The 19,050-nt window shown below is 62.0% G+C and carries 17 protein-coding genes, 1 tRNA gene and 1 riboswitch; of the genes, 8 read left to right on the top strand and 10 right to left on the bottom strand.

The window, feature by feature from the left end; translation table 11 throughout:
* Positions 1 to 121 precede the first annotated feature (121 nt).
* Positions 122 to 229: riboswitch (TPP riboswitch) on the top strand.
* Positions 230 to 295: 66 nt separating this feature from the next.
* The 3 genes from ACHZCU_RS05435 (at position 296) to ACHZCU_RS05425 (ending at position 2,407) form a co-directional block, all read left to right on the top strand.
* The gene (locus tag ACHZCU_RS05435; RefSeq protein WP_319517968.1) at positions 296 to 1,051 is read left to right on the top strand and encodes an ABC transporter permease; all 756 of its coding nucleotides are present in this window, start codon (positions 296 to 298) and stop codon (positions 1,049 to 1,051) included.
* A 31-nt stretch (positions 1,052 to 1,082) separates the two neighbouring features.
* The gene (locus ACHZCU_RS05430) at positions 1,083 to 2,024 is read left to right on the top strand and encodes an ABC transporter substrate-binding protein (protein ID WP_319517967.1); all 942 of its coding nucleotides are present in this window, start codon (positions 1,083 to 1,085) and stop codon (positions 2,022 to 2,024) included.
* Positions 2,025 to 2,200: 176 nt separating this feature from the next.
* Positions 2,201 to 2,407, top strand: coding sequence for a hypothetical protein (locus ACHZCU_RS05425; RefSeq protein WP_106308458.1), 207 nt, complete (start codon positions 2,201 to 2,203; stop codon positions 2,405 to 2,407).
* Positions 2,408 to 2,455: 48 nt separating this feature from the next.
* Here ACHZCU_RS05425 and ACHZCU_RS05420 read toward each other — a convergent pair whose 3' ends face one another.
* On the bottom strand, positions 2,456 to 3,826 hold the full coding sequence (locus tag ACHZCU_RS05420; protein WP_394706025.1) for an aspartate aminotransferase family protein: 1,371 nt from the start codon (positions 3,824 to 3,826) through the stop codon (positions 2,456 to 2,458).
* A 221-nt stretch (positions 3,827 to 4,047) separates the two neighbouring features.
* Between ACHZCU_RS05420 and ACHZCU_RS05415 the strand changes: the two genes are divergently transcribed.
* The 3 genes from ACHZCU_RS05415 to ACHZCU_RS05405 are packed head-to-tail and all read left to right on the top strand — an operon-like array spanning position 4,048 to position 7,056.
* Positions 4,048 to 5,226: a M24 family metallopeptidase gene (locus tag ACHZCU_RS05415; protein WP_319517965.1), complete on the top strand. Its 1,179-nt coding sequence runs from the start codon at positions 4,048 to 4,050 to the stop codon at positions 5,224 to 5,226.
* 7 nt (positions 5,227 to 5,233) lie between these two features.
* The gene (gene argE, locus ACHZCU_RS05410) at positions 5,234 to 6,391 is read left to right on the top strand and encodes an acetylornithine deacetylase (protein ID WP_319517964.1); all 1,158 of its coding nucleotides are present in this window, start codon (positions 5,234 to 5,236) and stop codon (positions 6,389 to 6,391) included.
* Positions 6,388 to 7,056, top strand: coding sequence for a GntR family transcriptional regulator (locus ACHZCU_RS05405; RefSeq protein ID WP_319517963.1), 669 nt, complete (start codon positions 6,388 to 6,390; stop codon positions 7,054 to 7,056). The genes argE and ACHZCU_RS05405 overlap by 4 nt, the downstream gene beginning before the upstream one ends.
* 360 nt (positions 7,057 to 7,416) lie before the next feature.
* Here ACHZCU_RS05405 and dgcA read toward each other — a convergent pair whose 3' ends face one another.
* The 4 genes from dgcA to ACHZCU_RS05385 form a co-directional block, all read right to left on the bottom strand.
* Entirely contained in the window at positions 7,417 to 8,403 is a 987-nt protein-coding gene (gene dgcA / locus ACHZCU_RS05400; protein ID WP_319517962.1) for an N-acetyl-D-Glu racemase DgcA, read from the bottom strand.
* Positions 8,400 to 9,401, bottom strand: a complete 1,002-nt coding sequence (dgcN, locus tag ACHZCU_RS05395; RefSeq protein ID WP_319517961.1) for an N-acetyltransferase DgcN — start codon at positions 9,399 to 9,401, stop codon at positions 8,400 to 8,402. The genes dgcA and dgcN overlap by 4 nt, the downstream gene beginning before the upstream one ends.
* Positions 9,402 to 9,654: 253 nt before the next feature.
* On the bottom strand, positions 9,655 to 11,088 hold the full coding sequence (locus ACHZCU_RS05390) for a mannose-1-phosphate guanylyltransferase/mannose-6-phosphate isomerase (RefSeq protein WP_319517960.1): 1,434 nt from the start codon (positions 11,086 to 11,088) through the stop codon (positions 9,655 to 9,657).
* A 51-nt stretch (positions 11,089 to 11,139) separates the two neighbouring features.
* Positions 11,140 to 12,558: a phosphomannomutase gene (locus tag ACHZCU_RS05385; protein WP_319517959.1), complete on the bottom strand. Its 1,419-nt coding sequence runs from the start codon at positions 12,556 to 12,558 to the stop codon at positions 11,140 to 11,142.
* A gap of 380 nt (positions 12,559 to 12,938) precedes the next feature.
* Here ACHZCU_RS05385 and ACHZCU_RS05380 point away from each other — a divergent pair.
* Positions 12,939 to 13,015 (top strand) — tRNA-Pro (locus ACHZCU_RS05380).
* Positions 13,016 to 13,067: 52 nt separating this feature from the next.
* Here the strand turns inward: ACHZCU_RS05380 and ACHZCU_RS05375 are convergent.
* Both ACHZCU_RS05375 and ACHZCU_RS05370 read right to left on the bottom strand, forming a co-directional pair.
* On the bottom strand, positions 13,068 to 13,763 hold the full coding sequence (locus ACHZCU_RS05375; RefSeq protein WP_319517958.1) for a ribonuclease HII: 696 nt from the start codon (positions 13,761 to 13,763) through the stop codon (positions 13,068 to 13,070).
* 177 nt (positions 13,764 to 13,940) lie between these two features.
* Positions 13,941 to 15,074 (bottom strand): PA0069 family radical SAM protein, encoded by a 1,134-nt coding sequence (locus ACHZCU_RS05370; RefSeq protein ID WP_319519746.1) that lies wholly within the window; start codon positions 15,072 to 15,074, stop codon positions 13,941 to 13,943.
* Positions 15,075 to 15,221: 147 nt separating this feature from the next.
* On the opposite strand from ACHZCU_RS05370, the gene ACHZCU_RS05365 reads away from it, so the two are divergent.
* Positions 15,222 to 15,740 carry a glycosyltransferase gene (locus tag ACHZCU_RS05365; RefSeq protein WP_106308592.1) on the top strand — a complete coding sequence of 173 codons (519 nt, stop codon included), beginning with the start codon at positions 15,222 to 15,224 and terminating at the stop codon, positions 15,738 to 15,740.
* A 15-nt stretch (positions 15,741 to 15,755) separates the two neighbouring features.
* Here ACHZCU_RS05365 and moaB read toward each other — a convergent pair whose 3' ends face one another.
* The 3 genes from moaB to ACHZCU_RS05350 are packed head-to-tail and all read right to left on the bottom strand — an operon-like array spanning position 15,756 to position 19,001.
* Positions 15,756 to 16,286: a molybdenum cofactor biosynthesis protein B gene (gene moaB, locus ACHZCU_RS05360; RefSeq protein WP_106308427.1), complete on the bottom strand. Its 531-nt coding sequence runs from the start codon at positions 16,284 to 16,286 to the stop codon at positions 15,756 to 15,758.
* Entirely contained in the window at positions 16,279 to 17,202 is a 924-nt protein-coding gene (locus ACHZCU_RS05355) for a 4-(cytidine 5'-diphospho)-2-C-methyl-D-erythritol kinase (RefSeq protein WP_319517957.1), read from the bottom strand. The genes moaB and ACHZCU_RS05355 overlap by 8 nt, the downstream gene beginning before the upstream one ends.
* Positions 17,199 to 19,001: a tetratricopeptide repeat protein gene (locus ACHZCU_RS05350; protein WP_319517956.1), complete on the bottom strand. Its 1,803-nt coding sequence runs from the start codon at positions 18,999 to 19,001 to the stop codon at positions 17,199 to 17,201. The genes ACHZCU_RS05355 and ACHZCU_RS05350 overlap by 4 nt, the downstream gene beginning before the upstream one ends.
* Between the last annotated feature and the right edge of the window lie 49 nt (positions 19,002 to 19,050).

Raw genomic sequence — 19,050 nt, 5'->3', positions numbered from 1 at the left:
CGCCAATCTTTAGGGCAACTTTAGGATGTAATACGTGTAATTAACTCAATTCGGTTGATTTCCTGTCGCCGAAGCATTTGTCGGCGCCCCTTGACCGGGCCGGCCGACGTGGTCATAGATATGCCCATCCGAGGGGTGCGATCTTCGTGGAAGATGCTGAGATGGCGTTTGCCGAACCCTTGAACCTGATCCGGGTCATGCCGGCGTAGGAACGGAGTTTGGTGTTGAGCGACACGCCCAGAATATCAGCCTGTTTTGTTACGTCCGCTGCCCGGCTGTACCGGGGAGAGGGGTGTTGAAGCAGAGCCTTTATGCGGTTTTCCGATTTTGTCTGGTGGTTTGCGCCCTGATCCTGCTCTGGCAGGCGGTGGTCATGGTGTTCGAGCTGCCGCGCTATATCCTGCCCGCCCCGCTTTCCGTCGCGGTCAGGCTGTGGAGCGGACACGCCTATCTGTTTGCCGAAGCGCTGGTCACGCTGCGTGAGATCATCGCAGGCTTTGCCGCCGGTGCGTTGTTCGGCGCCGGTGCGGCCTTTCTGCTTGCGGGCTTTCCCCGTTTCGGCCGGCTGGTCTGGCCTGCGCTGGTGGTGCTGCAATCCTTCCCCGTGTTCGTCATCGCGCCCATGCTGGTGCTCTGGTTCGGCTTCGGCATCGCGTCCAAGGTGGTGATGACGACGATCATCGTGTTCTTTCCGGTCGCCTCCAATTTTGCCGACGGCCTTGCCCGTACCGACAGCGCCATCGTCAAGGCCGCGCATCTCGATGGCGCCGGCCACTGGCAACTTCTCGTCCTCATCAGGCTTCCGCTGGCCATGCCGCAGCTATTCTCCGGCCTGCGCATTGCCGCACCGCTTGCGCCGCTGGGCGCGGTCGTCGGCGAATGGGTTGGCGCTGCCGGCGGTCTCGGCTTCGTCATGGTGCAGGCCAATGCCCGCATGCAGGGCGAGACTGTGTTTGCGGCCATGCTGATCCTGGCGCTGGAAGCCGTTCTGTTTCGAAAGGCGGTGGATCTCGCCGCTCCCTTTTTCACCCGCTGGTCGCCACAGCCATGAGCGGCCGGTCTGTCCTGACAAGGAGGAATGAATGCTCAAGAAACTGACCCTGATTGCCGCGCTGACATTGTTGCCCGGCATGGCCGCTGCCAATGACAAGCTCGATGTCATTCTCGAATGGTATGTGAACCCGGACCACGCGCCGCTGGTGGTCGCCCAGCAGCAGGGCTATTTCGAAGACGAAGAACTGGATGTGACGCTGGTGCCGCCGGCCGATCCGTCCATGGTGCCACGCATGGTTGCCGCCGGGCGCGCCGATATCGGCGTTCACTACCAGCCGAACCTCTATCTCGACCACGCCGCAGGCATCGACATCAAGCGTTTCGGCACGCTGGTGTCCACGCCGCTCAACACGCTGACGGTGATGGCGGATGGTCCGGTGCAGTCGCTTTCCGATCTGAAGGGCAGGAAAATCGGCTTTTCCGTCGCCGGGATCGAGGAGACGGTCGTCTCCGCCATGCTTGAAAGTACCGGCCTGTCGCGGGATGACATCACCCTGGTCAATGTCAATTTCGCGCTCACCCAGTCGCTTCTTTCCGGCCAGGTCGATGCCACGATCGGCGCGTTCCGCAATTTCGAGCTGACCCAGATGGCCATCGAAGGCGAGGAGGGACGAGCCTTTTTCCCGGAAGAAGACGGCGTTCCGGTCTATGACGAGCTGATCTATGTGACCCGCAGCGAACTGCTCGAAGATGACCGCCTGCCGCGTTTTCTCGATGCTGTTGAACGCGCGACAATCTTCATCACCAATCACCCGGACGAGGCCTGGGGCCTGTTCGCCGAGGCCTATCCTGATCTTGATGACGAACTGAACCGTGCAGCCTTTGCCGATACCGTCGCTCGCTTTGCCAAGAGCCCGGCGGCCTTCGATGCCGGTCGCTACCAGCGCTTCGGCGCGTTCATGGCGGCAAACGGCTTGATCGAGGAAGCGCCCGCGGTTTCGGAAATTTCGGTTTCGCTTGCGGGGCGTTAGTGACGCTGGCCTTAAATCGCCACAAAAGCACGATAGAAGATACGAAAATACCGAAAGGCGGCCGGTGGCCGTCTTTCGCGTTTCGGTCTTTTGTGCATTTTGAAAGACGGGCGGCGTCCTGCTGCCCCAAAGAGACCGATCTCGTAAACGCTCGAGCGCCTCAGGGAGATCGGAACATGAAACTAGCCGGCCTTGTGCTGGTGGTGATCGGCCTTGCCACCTTGACCATACGCTTCGGCCTTTATCACTATCGCGATGTTGCGGGCGATATCGAGGGCAGCCTGCTGACCCCGCTTGCCCATGTCATCCTGCTTTTCGGTGCCATGTTTCTGGCATTGCATCTGGTGTTGCGCCTTGTGCAGCACGTCATTGGTCATCACTGAAAAGGCTTGCCCCCGGATGCGCCGGGGACAATCCTTTCCAAACCCTTGTCAGCCGAGAACCGTCGTCACCGCCTTCTTCGTCGCGGCGACGATCTGGTCGGCTTCTTCGCGGGTCAGGCACAGCGGCGGGGCATAGCCCAGAATGTCGCCTTCCGGCATGGCGCGGGCAATCACACCTTCCGACAGCAGGGCGGCGGCCAGCTTGTAGCCGATCTTTTCTTCCGGATCGAAGAAGGTGCGGGTCTCGCGGTCCTTCACGAACTCCACGGCCAGCAGCATGCCTTCGCCGCGCACATCGCCGACATGGGCGTGTTCGCCCAGCGCATCCTGCATGGCGGCGCGGAAATAGGCGCCGGTCTCGCCGGCATTCTTCACCAGGCCCAGTTCGTCGATCAGCTTCAGATTGGCGACGCCCGCCGCCGCGCCGATCGGGTGCGCGGAATAGGTCCAGCCGTGCCCGATCGGGCCGTTTTCATCGGTGCCCTGTTCCAGAACCTTCCACATCTTCTCCGAAACGATGCTGCCGGAAAGCGGCGCATAGGCCGATGTCAGCCCCTTGGCGATGGTGATGAGATCGGGCTTCAGGTTGAAGTGCGCCGAGCCGAACATCGAGCCGAGACGGCCAAAACCGGTAACCACCTCATCGGCGATCAGCAGGATGTCGTGTTTTTCCAGCACGGCGGAAATCGCTTCCCAATAGCCTTCCGGCGGCGGGACAAGGCCGCCGGTGCCCAAAACCGGCTCGCCGATGAAGGCGGCAATCGTATCGGCACCCTCGCGCTCGATGCGGTGTTCGAGTTCGGCGACGCAATAGGCGACGAAATCGGACTCGCTCATCGCCAGGTCCTTGCGGCGGAAATAATAGGGGGCTGTGGTGTGGAACACCTTTTCCAGCGGCAGGTCGAATTTCTTCTGGAAGCCGGGCAGGCCGGTCAGCGAACCGGTCATCAGCCCGGAGCCGTGATAGCCGCGCCAGCGCGAGATGATCTTCTTCTTCTCCGGCCGGCCGAGGATGTTGTTGTAGTACCAGACGAGCTTGATATTGGTCTCGTTGGCATCCGATCCCGACAGGCCGAAATAGACCTTGGACATATGCTCCGGCGCGCGGTCCATCACCATCTTTGCCAGATTGATCGCCGCTTCCGTGCCGTGGCCGGCATAGGCGTGGTAATAGGCGAGTTCCCGCGCCTGATCGGCAATCGCCTCGATGATGCTTTCGCGGCCATAGCCGACATTGACGCAGTAAAGCCCGCCGAATGCGTCGAGCAGCTTCTTGCCGTCACGATCCTCGATGAACACGCCCTTGCCCGTCTTGACGATGCGGCTGGCGCTTTCGCCGCGCGCATGCTGGGCGAGATGGGTCGAGGGGTGGAAGAAATTCTCGCGGTCGAAACGGTCGAGCTGGTCGTTTGTGAGCATCATTGTCCTCGCGGGCCGGATGGTTGAAGCAATGCGTCGTCCGGGCTGTGTTTTGACGTTTGAAACCTGTTGCGCCGGACACGGAAAACGTGTTGTATACAACAGAGCGACAAGGCTTGAAAGTCAACCCGGAAACGGGCTTAAATTTGTCTATTTTCGTTTCTTTTTATGCTTGTTTCCGATCACCTGCGACTGTTGTGCACAAATAAAACGAGGGAACCATGCCAGCGCTGCCTTTCTCCCGATCCGAATATGACCGCCGCCTGGCATTGACCCGAAAGGCGATGGACGCCTGGGGCATTGATGTGCTGGTCGTCACCGCACCCGCCGGCATGAACTGGCTGACCGGCTATGACGGCTGGTCGTTTTATGTCGATCAGGCCGTGCTGGTGACGCGGGAAGGCATGCCGTTCTGGTGGGGCCGGCTGATGGATGCCAACGGCGCGCGGCGCACATCCTATATCGATGAGGATCATATCCTTTATTATGCCGACCGGTTTGTGCAGGCCGCCGATTGCCACCCGATGGACGATCTTGCCGACAAGATCAGGGACCTCGGCCATGGCCGGAACCGCATCGGCGTGGAGATGACCGCCTATTACTATTCCGCAGCCGGGCACAAGGCGCTGGTCGACGGCCTTCCGGATGCGACGATCAAGGACGGTTCCGGCCTTGTCGACTGGCAGCGCGTGGTCAAGTCGGATGAGGAGATCGCCTTCATGCGCAAGGCGGCGAAGATCTCGGACCGGGTGATGTCGCATGCCATGGATATTGCCGAACCGGGCATGAAAAAGAACCGTTTCGTCGGCGAACTGATGAAAACCGCCATCGAAGGCGCCGACGATGCCTGGGGCGATTACCCCGCCATCATGCCGCTTCTACCATCGGGCCGCGACGCCTCCGCCCCGCATCTGACCTGGAACGCCGATGAGTTCCGCATGGGCGAGGCGACGTTTATCGAACAGGCGGGCTGCTATCGCCGCTACCATGCGCCGCTGTCGCGCACCGTCTTTTTCGGCACGCCGCCGGATTACATGAAGGCGGCGGCGGATGCGGCCGTCGCCGGGCTCAATGCGGGGATCGAGGCGGCGCGTGCGGGAAACCGCGCCGGCGATATCGCCGCGGCCATGGAACGGGAGCTCTGGAAGATCGGTATCGAGCGCCCGAACCGTTGCGGCTATGCCACCGGCCTTGCCTATCCGCCGGACTGGGGCGAGCACACCGTCAGCATCCGCACCAGCGACGATACGCTGTTGAAACCGGGCATGACGCTGCATTTCATGCCGGGACTGTGGATGGATGACTGGGGCCTTGAAATCACCGAGACCATTCTCATCCGGGAAGACGGCCCCGCCGGAGCGCTCTGCAATATCGAGCGCAAGCTGTTTGTGAAAGGCTGAAGCGCAGATGTTCGAACTTGCCGCCTGCCGCGATATTCTGGCCGATCTCGTCGCCTTTCCCACGGTTTCGTCTGAAAGCAACCTGCCGGTGATCGCCTATATCGCCGACAGGCTGGCCGATGTCGGCGCGCGGGTGGAAATCTTCACCGACGAGACCGGCACCAAGGCCAATCTGTTCGCCTCGCTCGGACCCGAGATTGCCGGCGGGCTGATGCTTTCCGGCCATACCGATGTGGTGCCGGTCGATGAACATATGTGGATGAGCGATCCCTTTGAGCTGACAGAACGCGATGGCCGGTTTTACGGGCGCGGCGCCTGCGACATGAAAGGCTTCATCGCCTGCTGTCTGGCCCGGCGCGAGGAACTTGCCGCGCTGGCGGAAAAACGGCCGATCCATTTCGCCTTCACCCATGACGAGGAGGTCGGCTGCATCGGTGCAAAGGCGCTGGTGGAACACCTGAAGGACCGCGAAATGCGTCCGGGTCTTGCGATCGTCGGCGAGCCGACGCTGATGCGGGTGATCGAAGGCCACAAGGGGTGCTGCGAATATACCGTGACCTTTACCGGCCGCTCGGGCCATTCCTCCGCACCCGATGCCGGGGTCAACGCCGTGGAATATGCAGCGCGCTATATTGCCCGGCTGATGGAGCTGCGCGACGGGCTGAAACAGCGCACGCCCGTCGGCTCGCGCTATGATCCGCCCTATGCGACGCTCAATGTCGGCGGGCTGGAAGGCGGCATGTCGCATAATGTGATTGCGCCGCGCGCGGTGCTGAAATGGGAGACGCGGCCGGTGGTGGCTGAAGACCTTGGCTATGTGAAACAGGAGATTGCCGAATATTGCCGCACCCGGCTGCTGCCGGAAATGCGCCGGCACACGCCGGAGGCGGGGATCGAGACGGAGGTGATCGGCGAGGCGGCTGCGCTTTTTCCGAAAAACGCCAACAGCGCCCGCGACCTTGCCTTCGCGCTGACCGGGGAAAATCGCGCAGATGTGGTGCCCTTCGGAACGGAAGCCGGTTTTTTTCAGGAAATCGGCATGGATGCCGTGGTCTGCGGGCCGGGCTCGATCGATCAGGCCCACAAGCCCGATGAATTCATCAGCGCCGAACAGCTTTCCCAGTGCCTGACCATGCTCGACCGGCTTGGGGAGCACTGGGCATGAGCGAAGACACGGTGATCGAAGCGCCGACCGGCCGCGACCGGCTGGAGCAGATCCACGATATCATTCGCGAGCGTATCTGCATGCTCGACTATCCGCCCGGCGAAAAGCTTTCGGAAGCTGCACTTGCCGAAGAGTTCGGCATGTCGCGCACGCCCCTGCGGCGGGTTCTGGCGCGGCTGGAAGACGAAGGCCTGCTGCAATCGGTCCATGGCGTCGGCACCATCGTCACCGATGTCGACCTTGACGAACTGGCCCAGGTCTATCGCCTGCGCATGGAGCTGATGGTGCTGGTGACAAGCCTCGACCCGGTGGCACTGACGCCGGAACTGATCGAGGAATTCCGGGTATTGAACGCCCGCGCCGAAGCGCTGCGTCAGGACCCGTCGCCGCGCGCCTTTGCCGCGCTGGACCGCGACATGTTCCTGCAACTTCTGGAACTGACGGAAAACCGGCCGCTGCGGGACGCCAGCGAGCGGCTTTATTTCCGCACTGCCCGCATCTGGCTGCAGGCCATCACCGCATCCGACATCGACCTTGAAAACGAGGCCGAAATCTATTGCCGCGAAACCGCCGATATCCTGACGGCGCTGCGCAGCGACAACCTCGACGCAATCGGCCACATGCGCCGCGCCCACATCTCGATGAGTTTAGCGCGGATGCGTTAAGACGCCGAATGTAGAAGGGAAAGGCTTTTCTTGATAATCCCGCTCTCACATTCCGTCATGCCGGCCTTGAGCCGGCATCCAGAGCCGCATGGCAGAGGAATTTGAATTGATTATCATAACTTTAGTGGATGATGCGGCGATGACCACCATCGCAGTGCCGGGACGCCGCAATTGGCCTGCGACGTTTCCCGCGTGGCCCTGGACCCCGGCTCAAGGCCGGGGTGACGGCGTGTTGGGCAGGAGAGCTGTTTAAACCTGCAGTGCTGTATTGGTTTGGCCGAATAGCCAAAGCTCGCGTAGGCGGGCGGGCTTCCCGCGTTTTACTTTTGCAATGATGGCCGCGAAGGGCTGATGGTCTTTTTACCCCCAGAGCGCCGGGTCGGCCGGATGCATGACGGAACCTTCGAAGGTGATTGCCGGTTCGCGGTCTTTTGCGAGCAGAAGCGGGCCGTCGAGATCGACGAAGGGGGCGCCGTCGGCGACCAGCATGGCCGGGGCCATGGCCAGCGACGTGCCGAGCATGCAGCCGGTCATGATCTGGAAGCCGGCTTCCAGTGCCGCCTTTTTCAAAAGCAGCGCTTCGGTCAGGCCGCCGGTCTTGTCGATCTTGATGTTGATTGCGTCATACTTGCCCTTGAGGCTTTCGAGAGAAGGGCGGGCATGGCAGCTTTCGTCGGCGCAGACCGGCAGCGGCCGGTCGATATGGGCAAGAGCTTCGTCGTCGCCGGCCGGCAGCGGCTGTTCCACCAGCGCCACGCCGAGGCGGACCAGTTCGGGCGCCAGTTGCTGATAGGCCTCGACCGTCCAGCCTTCATTGGCGTCGACGATGATCGTGGCATCCGGCGCGCCGGCGCGCACGGCTTCGATCCGGCCGCGGTCATCATCGGTGCCGAGCTTGACCTTGAGCAGCGGCCGGTGAGCGTTTTCCGCCGCCTGGGCCTGCATCTTTTCCGGCGTGCCGAGCGAGATGGTGTAGGCGGTGGTCAGCGGGCCGGGTTTTGAAAGCCCTGCCAGTTGCCAGATCGGTTTGCCCGTGCGCTTGGCCTCAAGGTCCCAGAAGGCGCAGTCGAGCGCGTTGCGCGCAGCACCGGGCTTCATCCGCGTTTGCAGCGTGGTCCGGTCGAGCCCGCCGGCGACTTCGTCTTTCAGCGCCAGAATATCGGCAATCACGCCATCGACGGTTTCGCCATAGCGGGCATAGGGCACGCATTCGCCGCGTCCGGTATGTTCGCCGTCGGAAAGCGTGACGGTGACGACGCGGATTTCCGTGCGCGAACCGCGCGAAATGGTGAAGCTTCCGGCAACCGGAAATACATCCTCATGTGCGGTGACAATGACGCCGGTCATAGTGCGGCCAGCGCATCGGCGAGCTTTTCAGCGCCGTGACGGAACGGGTCGACCGTCGGCAGGCTCATGCGCGTTTCGGTCTCGCGGCACCAGGCCAGCGCTTCCTCATCCGTCATCGCCGAGGTGTTGGCGGAAATGCCGACCACCTTGCAGTCCGGGTTGACGATGCGGGCAACCTGAAGGGCGAGGTCGCGCAATGCTTCCAGGCTCGGCAGCTGATAGTCCGGCAGGCCGCGCATGTGCGGACGGTCGGGCTCGTGGCAGAGCACCAGCGCATCCGGCTGGCCGCCATGGACGAGCGCCATGGTGACGCCGGAATAGGAGGCGTGGAACAGGCTGCCCTGCCCCTCGATCAGGTCCCAGTGGTCGGCGTCGTTGTCGGGGGTCAGATATTCGACCGAACCGGCCATGAAATCGGCAATCACTGCATCAAGCGGCACGCCGTCGCCGGTGATCAGAATGCCGGTCTGGCCGGTGGCGCGGAAGGTGGCCTTCAGGCCCTTTTCGCGCATCGCCTTTTCGACGCAAAGCGCGGTGTACATCTTGCCCACGGAGCAATCCGTGCCGACGGCGAGCATGCGCTTGCCGGTGCGCTTCTTGCCGTTTGCAATCGGATATTGCACGGCGGGAATGCGGACATCGTGAAGCGTGCGGCCAAGTTCCTTTGCCTTTGCGGCCAGATCGGGCTCGTTGCGCAGCAGGTTGTGCAGGCCGGAGGCCAGATCAAGCCCGGCTTCAAGCGCTTCGATCAGCACGCTTTTCCATGCCGGCGAAATCACGCCGCCGCGATTGGCAACGCCGATGACCAGCGTCTTCACGCCCTTTTCGACCGCTTCGGCAATCGTCAGGTCCGGCAGTTTCATGTCGGCCTTGCAGCCCTCAAGGCGGAACTGCCCGACGGCATAGTCCGGACGCCAGTCCTTTATGCCCTGGGCGACCTTGGCGGCCAGGGCATCCGGGGCATCGCCGAGAAACAGAAGATAAGGGGTTTCGATCATGTGCCGGCCCTTCGAATCTGAGGAAAGATGTCTCACCCGGTTTCGGGTTTGCTGTGGCAACGATATCGCGGGCCGGGTGGGATGGTCAAGGGCGTGCGCATGGACGTTGCGCCTAATTCAGTATTTTACGCTGAAGTTTGCGGTGATGAAGTCTATTGCAATCGTTTGAGCGGAAAATGATCTGTTTTACGCAATAAAGCCCGCACCGACGTGAGCGGCACGGGCTCTTCCTTGTTCGGTAGACGGCGCTTGATCAGCCGCGGCCGAAATCGTCGACGATACGGATGATATCGTCCTCGCCGAGATAGGAGCCGGTCTGCACCTCAATCAGTTCCAGCGTGATCTTGCCGGGGTTGGACAGGCGATGCACGGCGCCGAGCGGGATATAGACCGACTGGTTTTCGGTCAGCATTTTCACATCCTCGTCGACCGTCACCTCGGCTGTGCCCTTGACCACGATCCAGTGTTCGGCGCGGTGGTGGTGCTTTTGCAGCGAAAGCTTCTTGCCCGGCTTGACGAAAATACGCTTGGCCTGGAAGCGCTCGCCCTTGATGATCGAGGTGTAGCCGCCCCACGGACGGTAGGAGGTCGGATGTTCCTCGGCAAGCGCCTTGGTTTCCTTGCTCGCCTTCAGCATCTTGACGATGTTGCCGACATTCTGGCTGTCCTCGAGCTTGCCGACATAGACCGCGTCTTCGGATGCAATCACGGCCATGCCTTCCAGCCCCTGCATGGCGACATGCAGGTCGCGGGAGATGACCAGCGAATTTGTCGTGTCGACCAGCGTGGCGTCCGCGGCGATGACATTGCCGTCAGCGTCCTGTTCGCCGTTTTTCCACACGGCATCCCACGAGCCGAGATCGGACCATGAGAAGGGCGAGGGGATGACGGCCGCCTCGGCGGTCTTTTCCATGACGGCGTAGTCGATGGAAATATCGGGGCATTTCTCGAAGGCTTCCTTGTCGAGGCGGATGAAGTCGAGTTCCAGATCGCTTTCATCCTTCAATACGGCCTGTTCGGCATATTGCATGACCTCGGGGGCATAGGCCTCAAGCTCGCGCACCAGCACCGAGATCGGGAACATGAAGATGCCCGAGTTCCAGGTGTAGTTCCCGGCTGCCAGCATTTCCTCGGCTTTCGCCTGTTCCGGCTTTTCCACGAAACGGGCAACGCTGCGCGCGTCCGTCGGCAGTTCGTCCCCGGCCTCGATATAGCCGTAGCCGGTGGCCGGTTCGGTCGGCTCGATGCCGAAGGTGACCAGCTTGCCGGATTTGGCGGCGGCATAGGCGGTTTCGATGCAGGCGAAATAGTCCGGGCCTGCCTCGATCTCATGGTCGGAGGCAAATACCTGCATGATCGCGTCTTCGCCGAAATTGTTGCGCACCAGCGCGGCGGCGGCGGCAACGGCGGGCGCCGTGTTGCGCGCGATCGGTTCCAGGATGATGCCGGAAAGTTCCATGTCGATCTCGCGCGCCTGCTCGGCGGCGAGGAAGCGGAAATCCTCGTTTGTCAGGATGATCGGCGCCTCATAACGTTCGTCATCGGACACACGTTCGAGCGTCTTCTGATAAAGCGTCTTGGGGCCGAGGAAACGGATGAACTGCTTCGGCGCGGTGGCGCGCGACAGCGGCCAGAGCCGCGTGCCCTTGCCGCCGGCCATGATGACGGGAACGATCTTGCTGGTCATGTTCTGCTACTCCAATAAATGTCTCAAATGGCTTTCGGAAAAAGGTCTAGTTCAGCTGGCTTTGAAGTCCTCTATAAGGGAAAGGCCCTGCCTGAGAAGCCTGCTTGCTGCGTCAGCATCTTTCGCCTCGACATAGCAGCGCATTTCCGGCGCGTTGCCGGACGGGCGAAAATGGATGATGCGGCCGTCTTCAAGCGTTACCCGCAGACCGTCGATATCGCTTCTGTGGGCAACCGTTCCGACCGGCTCGAGGAAGGCGGAGAGGTTTTCGTCGCGTTCGCGCAGATAGGCCATCAGGGCGCCGCTGCGTTCCTGCGAAAAATCCTTGATACGGTCGGCATCGGCCACCGGCAGGCTGTAGGCTTTTGCCAGTTCCGACATCGGCCGCCTGTCCTTGGCGGCAAGATAAAGCGCCGACAGGATCGGCAGGAAGCAGTCGCGGGTCGGCAGCGGGGCAATCGTGTCGTCGGCCGGGCGGAAGGGCGATGCCGTCAGAAGGCCGCCATTGGCCTCGAAGCCCATGACTCCATCCTTGCCGGACTTCAGCGCGTCCATCATGCCGGCGATGACGAAGGGCGATCCGACGCGGGTGCGCACGACTTCGAAATCGCCGTTCTTCTCGATGCCGGAATTGGAGGTCACGGGCGTGACGACCACCTTTGCCTTGAGGAAATTCGCCGTCATCAGGCCAACCAGGTCGCCGCGCAGCGGCGTTCCGGTCTCGTCGGCAACAAGCGGGCGGTCGGCATCGCCATCGGCCGAGATCAGCGCGTCGAGGCCGTGTTCCTTCGCCCAGCCCTTCAGGAGGTCGACGGTCTCGTCGGAAACGGCTTCGGTATCGACCGGAATGAAGGTCTCGGAAAAGCCGAGCGGGACGACATCCGCGCCATAATGCTCCAGAACGGCGATGAACAGGTCCCGGGCGACGGTCGAATGCTGATAGATGCCGATCTTCATGCCGGCAAGGGCATCCTCCGGCAGGATCGAAGTGCAGCGCGCGGTAAACAGGGCCTGCGCCTCGCTGGACATGTCTTCACCTTCGGCGTTTCCGGTGTCGACCGTGCCTTTCAGTTTTTCCGCCCAGGCGGAAATCGCCTGTTCGTCATCCTTGGTGATTTCGCCGTCGGCGCGATAAAACTTGATGCCGTTACGGTCTGCGGGGATGTGCGATCCGGTGATCATGATCGAGGCGGCGTTCTTTTTCTGCCCGAAAAAGGCGAGCGCCGGTGTCGGCAGCGCGCCGCAGTCTATTGGTGTGAAGCCCGATGCGGCGATGGCCCCCATGCAGCTTGCGGCAATGGCCGGGCTTGAGTCGCGAAAATCCTGTCCGACCAGTATCGGAGCGCCCTTTTCGGCCTGTCCGGTGTCCTCCAGATGGCGGCAGAATGCCGCAGAGTAGAGAGAGGAGGGTTCACCGAGAAGGTCTACCGAGAGGCCGCGCAATCCGCTGGTGCCGAATTTTACACTCATTGATACGATCTATCCTTTTTTCTACGCAATGTACCGGCCCAATAAAACCGCCGGCGAACTTTCAAAAAATGCAAAAGCTCCGTCGTAACGCAGCTTATTCTGAAAAGGACCACGCAACAGAGCGTTTCCGCCGTCAATCATGAGCCGTAAAATACTAGGCCATATGACCAACGCACTACGCATCCTGTGGTTCCGTTCATATTCTAGACAAGCAATACCAGCTTTAACAGCCCGATCCTGCTTTTGCTGCGCTGATGAAAACGTCATGGCGCGAACAACCCCAGGAGAGGGTAACGCAGCCACGTGACAAAACCATCAAAAAAGTTTCACAGGACGCTTGCCGAATACCGCATGCTGTTTTATAGAGCAGCCGCTGGTCACGGAGTGTAGCGCAGCCTGGTAGCGCACCTCGTTCGGGACGAGGGGGTCGCAAGTTCGAATCTTGCCACTCCGACCATCATTTTTCCCGATATTTTCCCTTTTCTCCGGTTTGCGTTTGGCGAAGACCTTTACGGCCCGGTCGTCGCGCGTTTGCTGTCATCTTCGCCGTATTGCAGTTCCCTGATCGGCCGGAAGCTCCTGCGATGCAGCGGGCAGGGGCCGGCTTCGCTGAGCGCGCGAAGGTGGCGGGCGGTTCCATATCCGGCATGGGCATCGAAGCCGTAGGCGGGATAGAATGTCGCGGCAAGCGTCATCATCCGGTCTCGCGTCACCTTGGCCACGATCGAAGCGGCGGCGATGGACAGCGACCGGCCGTCGCCCTTGATCACCGGGTCGGCCTTGCAGGCGATGCCCGGCGGGCGATCACGGCCATCCGTCAGAACCAGGGCCGGTGCAACGGGCAGGCTGCAGACCGCACGGCGCATGGCGTCGAGGCTGGCGGCGAGAATGTTGATCCGGTCGATCAGCGCCGGGCCGCTGGAGGCGACAGAGACGATGGCATCCGCCATGATCAGCTCGAACAGTTTCTCGCGCTTTCTGGCGGAAAGCTTCTTGGAATCATTGAGGCCTTCGGGAATGCGATTGGGGTCGAGGATCACCGCAGCGGCGACCACGGGGCCGGCCAGCGGACCGCGCCCGGCCTCGTCGCAACCGGCAACCGGCCAGAGGGCTTTCCGCCTGGCGGTCTGTTCCATCGAAAAATCGGGACCATCCGGCAGCAGATTGAAAAGGGCAGGAGAATCGGCAGGTGTGTTCAATGACATGACGTCATTTGACACCACCCGCCGATCTCCCGCAAGTCTCCTTCCGGTCTGACCCCGAAGGGCGACCGGGTGCGGCGGCAAAGGAGACTTCTTCGGCCCCGGCCCAGGGAACGGCCGGCCGGAAACACAACAGCACTGCACCCCGCCGAAGGTCGCAGGCAGGGCCGTTCGAGCGCATCAGAACAGGTTGAGCTGGGTGCCCGCGCCATCCGGCGGCACGAACAGATCCTCGCGCAGTGCGCCGCCCCGCCGTGCAAGGCCGAGCCGCTTGACGGCAAGCTCGAAACGCCGCGCGATCTGCCAGGCATAGGGGCCGCTGCCTTTCATGCGCTTGCCGAACTCGGCGTCGTAATCCTTGCCGCCGCGCATCGAGCGGATGAGGCTCATCACATGGCGGTAGCGTTCGGGGTGGTGTTCCAGAAGCCAGTCCTTGAACAGCGGCGCCACTTCCAGCGGCAGGCGCAGCAGAATATAGCTTGCTTCGCGCGCGCCGGCGGCCTTGCCGCTGTCGAGGATGCGTTCGATCTCGTGATCGGTCAGCGCCGGCACCACGGGCGCGACGGAGATGCCGACGGGAATGCCGTGTTCGCTCAGTGTACGGATGGTTTCAAGCCGGCGCGGCGGCGTGGCGGCGCGCGGTTCCATTGCGCGCGCAAGCTTGCGGTCGAGCGTGGTCACGGAAACCATCACCTTGACGAGATGTTTCTCTGCCATTGCCGACAGGATATCGAGGTCGCGCAGCACGAGTGCGGACTTCGTGGTGATCGAAACCGGATGATTGGCTTCGGCCAGCACTTCCAGCGTCTGCCGCATGATCCGCCAGGTCTTTTCGACCGGCTGATATGGATCGGTATTGGTGCCGATGGCGATTGTCCTGGCCTTGTATCCGGGCTTTGCCAGTTCACGGGCAAGCTGGCGCGGCGCATCCGGCTTGGCAAACAGCTTCGTCTCGAAATCGAGCCCGGCAGAAAGCCCCATGAAACCGTGAGTCGGGCGGGCAAAACAATAGATGCAGCCGTGTTCGCAGCCGCGATAGGGGTTGATCGAACGCTCGAACGGCACGTCGGGCGAGGTATTGCGGGTGATGATGGTCTTGACCTTTTCCACCTGGACTTCGGTGGCAAGCGTCGGCAGTTCATCATCGATATCCCAGCCGTCATCGAAATGCTCGCGCGTGACCGGTTCGAAACGGCCATCGGGATTGGCGGTTGCAGCCCGGCCGCGCCGCCGGTCACGCACCACCGGCTCGAAGTGGCGTTCGGGCGGCGGCGCGCTGGCAAAATCGGTAATGAAGGCATCATCCATGATCAGACCTCATCGGCTCATTGCGGTGTCCGGCCCCGAAATGCGGGGTCCAACGGCAACACTTCATCATGAATTTATCGCACAAACTAGAACAAAGCAAGAACATTTATGTTCTCCTTTGCAACAGGCCCGTTCCTTTGCCATAAGGAGGTCATGCTCAGCGTCGTTATCGAAACTACAAATCACGAGGCGGAACTCGCCCATACGCTGTCGACGCTGGTTGTCGGCGCGGTCGAGGGGCTTGTCAGCGATGTCATTGTGCTCGACCACGGCTCCGACGACGGCACGGAGCGGGTGGCGGATGCCGCCGGATGCCACTATCTGCGCTCATGGGATCTTGCCGAGGTGATGCGTCAGGCCCGCGGTGACTGGATCCTCGTGCTGGAGCCCGGCGCACGGCCGCTTTCGGGCTGGGTCGAGGCGATCTTCGAACATATGGCGCTGGAAACGCGGCCGGCGCGGTTTTCGCGCTCGCGCCGGCATCGCCGGCCGCTCCGCCAGGTTCTTTTTCAGCGTCGCTGCCCGCTTGAAGTGGGCGTTCTCATGCCGCGCCAGCTGGCCGTCGAAAAGGCTCAGGCATGCGGCAAGTCCCCTCTGGCGCTTGCCCGCAGGCAGATGACGCGCAAACTGTCCTGCGAGATCATTCCGGCCTGGGCTTCGGTCAGGGTCTGAAACGGTCCGTCGGCGTCAGCCGCGTTTGAGGTGCTCGTCGAGCCGCGGCATGATTTCCACGAAGTTGCAGGGTTGCTGGCGGTAGTCGAACTGTTTTTCCAGAATACCGTCCCATGCATCGCGGCAGGCGCCCGGCGAACCGGGCAGCACGAAGACGAAGGTCTGGTTGCTGAGCCCCGCAGTTGCCCGTGACTGCACCGTTGATGTGCCGATCTTTTCGAATGAAATGCGGTGGAAGATGGCGGAAAACCCGTCCATGCGCTTTTCGAACAGCGGTTCGATGGCTTCCGGCGTGACATCGCGTCCGGTAAAGCCCGTGCCGCCGGTGGTCAGCACCACATCGACGGCCGGATCAAGGCACCAGCCTCGCACGACGCTTTCGATTTCGGCGCGGTCGTCACCGACGATCCGGCGGTCCGCGCATGCGTGGCCGGCGGTCTCGATGCGTTGCACAAGCGTGTCGCCGGAACGGTCATCGGCAAGCGTGCGACTGTCGGAAACGGTCAGCACGGCAAAGCGGACGGGAATGAAGGGGCGTTCAGCCATGGTGTTCTTCTCCTGCGGCAACGGTGGCGGTTGCGGTCACGAACCAGTCGGGCCGGGCATGGGAAAGCCGGTCTGCCGCAGCATGCGCGCTTTCACGGTCGCTAAACAGTCCGAAACATGTCGCACCCGAACCCGACATGCGCGAGAGGGAAGCCCCTGACGACGACAATGCGTCCAGCACGGCATCAATGACCGGCGCAATCCGGTTTGCGGGCCGCTGCAGGTCGTTGCGGCTTTGCCGTACGAGGGCGATCCAGTCTCGTTGCTGGTCTTCGGGCTGATCGCCAAGCGCCATTGGCGGGTTGTGGCGGTTTTCGAGCGCCCTGAAAACTGCCGGGGTTGCAATCGGCTGAAGCGGATTTGCAAGTACGAGATCAAGGCGGGGGAAACCCGTCGCCGGCTGGATGGTGTCGCCGATGCCCCGGGCAATCAACGGGTGCGAGGCAAGGCACATCGGCACATCGGCCCCCAGTGAGAGAGCGATCGCGTGAATGCTTTTCTCATCAAGGCCGGGCTGCCAGAGGCGGACAAGCCCGCGGAGCGCCGCAGCGGCATCGGCCGAACCGCCGCCGATGCCGGAGGCGGCCGGCAGGTTTTTCTCAAGATGGATATGAACCGGCGCGCAGGGGCTGCCCGTTTGAGCCGCCGCCGCGCGCAGCCGGTTGCGCGCTTTCAGCACCAGATTGCCGGTTTCCGGATCGTCATGATACGGCAGATCGTCGGCAAAACGCCCCGAGAGCGTGAACGTGTCGCGGTCGCTTGGCGTGAAGGTCAGCCGGTCGCCGATATCGGCAAAGGTCACCAGCGAATCAAGCAGGTGATAACCGTCGCCGCGTTGCCCGGTCACGTGAAGCGCAAGATTGATCTTCGCCGCCGCGAATTCCGCGACCGCATCGCCGGCAGGCGCTGTGGTCACGGTGTCTTGACGGTATCGCCGTCTCCCTCGGGCGACTTGGCCAGCGGATTGGCGGCGTTTTCATCGTTGGCGACAAGGCCGTGGGCGATCTTTTCCCTGATTGCGGGAACCATATCCTCTTCCGGTTCACTCGCAAGCGCCTTGTTCCACTGATAGATCGCTTCGAGCTTGCGGCCCATCTGCCAGTAGGCATCGCCCAGATGGTCGTTGATCGTGGGGTCGCCGGTATCCAGCGACACGGCCCGCTCCAGCTCGCGCATGGCGTCTTCGTAGCGACCGAGCCTGTAATAGGCCCAGCCGAGCGAATCGACGATATAGCCATCATCGGGGCGCTGATCGACGGCCTGATTGATCAGGTCCAGGCCCTTTTCGAGGTTCATGCCCTGATCGATCCAGGAATAGCCGAGATAGTTCAGAACCTGTGGCTGGTTGGGATAAAGCTCAAGCGCGCGCAGGAAATTCGGCTCGGCCTTGTCCCATTCCTTCAGCCGTTCATAGGCAATGCCGCGCCGGTAGAAAACGCTCCAGTCCTCAGGGGCTGCCACCGCGCCGATCCGGTCTGCCGCGCGGTCGAGCACATCGGCCATTTCCGCAAACCGCTTCTCGGCGGACAGAACGCTGGAAAGCGCCAGATAGCCGCGCCGGTCATCGGGCGCGTCTTCGATCAGCGCGTAAAACATGTCGATCGCTTCATCGGTCCGTTCAAGCTCGGCAAGGGCAAGGCCCTGCTGCAGCTCGGCCAGCCGGTACTGGATCGCGTCTTCGGGAATGCGGGAGAAATAGGCCAGCGCCCGTTCCGGTTTGTTATTGGCCGCTGCCACCACGCCGCGCAGGTAAAGCACGTCCGGCTCTTCGGGCGAAAGGGCGTCGGAAAGGGCGAGGTAAAGCGAAACGATATCGTCGGAGGTGCCCTGATTAAGGGCGGCGGCGACTTGGAACAGCACTCCGGCAGCACCGGCAGACGTCGACTGCGGCAACCCCTCGACCGGCGCTCCGGCCTCGATCCGCTCACGGATCGGGTCGAGCACGGCGCTGTTGAGGCCGTAGGTCTCGGCAACCGATACGGTGTCCAGCGCCTTGCGGGTATTGCCGGCCTGCTGTTCGATTGCGGCAAGGCCGATCACCGTTTTCAGCATGGTGTCGGGCGCGGTCATGCCGCCTTCGCGATCAGCGAGCGCGGCGTTGAAATAGGTGCGGGCCCTGGCCGTGTCGCCGGAAAGGGCTGCAATCGCGCCGGCGTTGTAATTCTTGAAGAGGTTGAACCACGGCGGACCCTCGAGCGCGTCGATATCGGCCAGCGCCGCGTCCGGTTCGTCCTTGCCGGTCAGCGCCCAGGCCTTGAGCAGCTCGGCAACCAGTTCGTCCAGCGCAGAGCCGCCGAACGCGTCGAGCCGGGCAAGGGCGTCGTCATAATCCTCGCGGGACATGGCCGTCAGCGCCAGCGACAGATCGCGCAACGGAACAAGCTGCGGCTCATCCGTGGTGTTTTCGGCCTGGGTCGCAGCGCTTTCGAGATCGCCGTTGAAGATCAGGGCGATGAATAGCTGGTTGTTGGTTCCCGTATCATTCGGGCGGTATTGCAGGGCCCTGCGGAAATAGGCGATCGCGCGGTCGAGATCGTTGTCGAAGGCGGCAGACTGGCCCGCCAGAAGAGCGCCGGGGAAGCTTTCCGCCGTCACCGCTTCCATGGCCGCGTCATTGCCGTCATCGGTCTGGGCCAAAGCCGGAAGGGGCAGCATCAGCGTTGCTGCCAGTGCCGCATTCCTCAGAAACCGTGTCATCGGGAGCGTGTTTGTCATCCAGAACCTTTCATCGGCGGATCGGTTTCCCGGACGGGTGGATCCGCCA

The sequence above is a fragment of the uncultured Martelella sp. genome, assembly GCF_963677965.2.
Lineage (GTDB): Bacteria > Pseudomonadota > Alphaproteobacteria > Rhizobiales > Rhizobiaceae > Martelella > Martelella mangrovi.
This window is presented reverse-complemented; position numbering and strand designations above follow the sequence as displayed.

Coding starts and splice junctions, on each gene's coding strand:
- ACHZCU_RS05385 (WP_319517959.1), bottom strand. CDS start 12,558: ATGAGTGTAAAATTCGGCACCAGCGGATTGCGCGGCCTCTCGGTAGAC.
- ACHZCU_RS05350 (WP_319517956.1), bottom strand. CDS start 19,001: ATGACAAACACGCTCCCGATGACACGGTTTCTGAGGAATGCGGCACTG.
- argE (WP_319517964.1), top strand. CDS start 5,234: ATGTTCGAACTTGCCGCCTGCCGCGATATTCTGGCCGATCTCGTCGCC.
- dgcN (WP_319517961.1), bottom strand. CDS start 9,401: ATGATCGAAACCCCTTATCTTCTGTTTCTCGGCGATGCCCCGGATGCC.
- ACHZCU_RS05365 (WP_106308592.1), top strand. CDS start 15,222: ATGCTCAGCGTCGTTATCGAAACTACAAATCACGAGGCGGAACTCGCC.
- ACHZCU_RS05390 (WP_319517960.1), bottom strand. CDS start 11,088: ATGACCAGCAAGATCGTTCCCGTCATCATGGCCGGCGGCAAGGGCACG.
- ACHZCU_RS05420 (WP_394706025.1), bottom strand. CDS start 3,826: ATGCTCACAAACGACCAGCTCGACCGTTTCGACCGCGAGAATTTCTTC.
- ACHZCU_RS05375 (WP_319517958.1), bottom strand. CDS start 13,763: ATGTCATTGAACACACCTGCCGATTCTCCTGCCCTTTTCAATCTGCTG.
- ACHZCU_RS05405 (WP_319517963.1), top strand. CDS start 6,388: ATGAGCGAAGACACGGTGATCGAAGCGCCGACCGGCCGCGACCGGCTG.
- ACHZCU_RS05425 (WP_106308458.1), top strand. CDS start 2,201: ATGAAACTAGCCGGCCTTGTGCTGGTGGTGATCGGCCTTGCCACCTTG.
- moaB (WP_106308427.1), bottom strand. CDS start 16,286: ATGGCTGAACGCCCCTTCATTCCCGTCCGCTTTGCCGTGCTGACCGTT.
- ACHZCU_RS05430 (WP_319517967.1), top strand. CDS start 1,083: ATGCTCAAGAAACTGACCCTGATTGCCGCGCTGACATTGTTGCCCGGC.
- ACHZCU_RS05415 (WP_319517965.1), top strand. CDS start 4,048: ATGCCAGCGCTGCCTTTCTCCCGATCCGAATATGACCGCCGCCTGGCA.
- dgcA (WP_319517962.1), bottom strand. CDS start 8,403: ATGACCGGCGTCATTGTCACCGCACATGAGGATGTATTTCCGGTTGCC.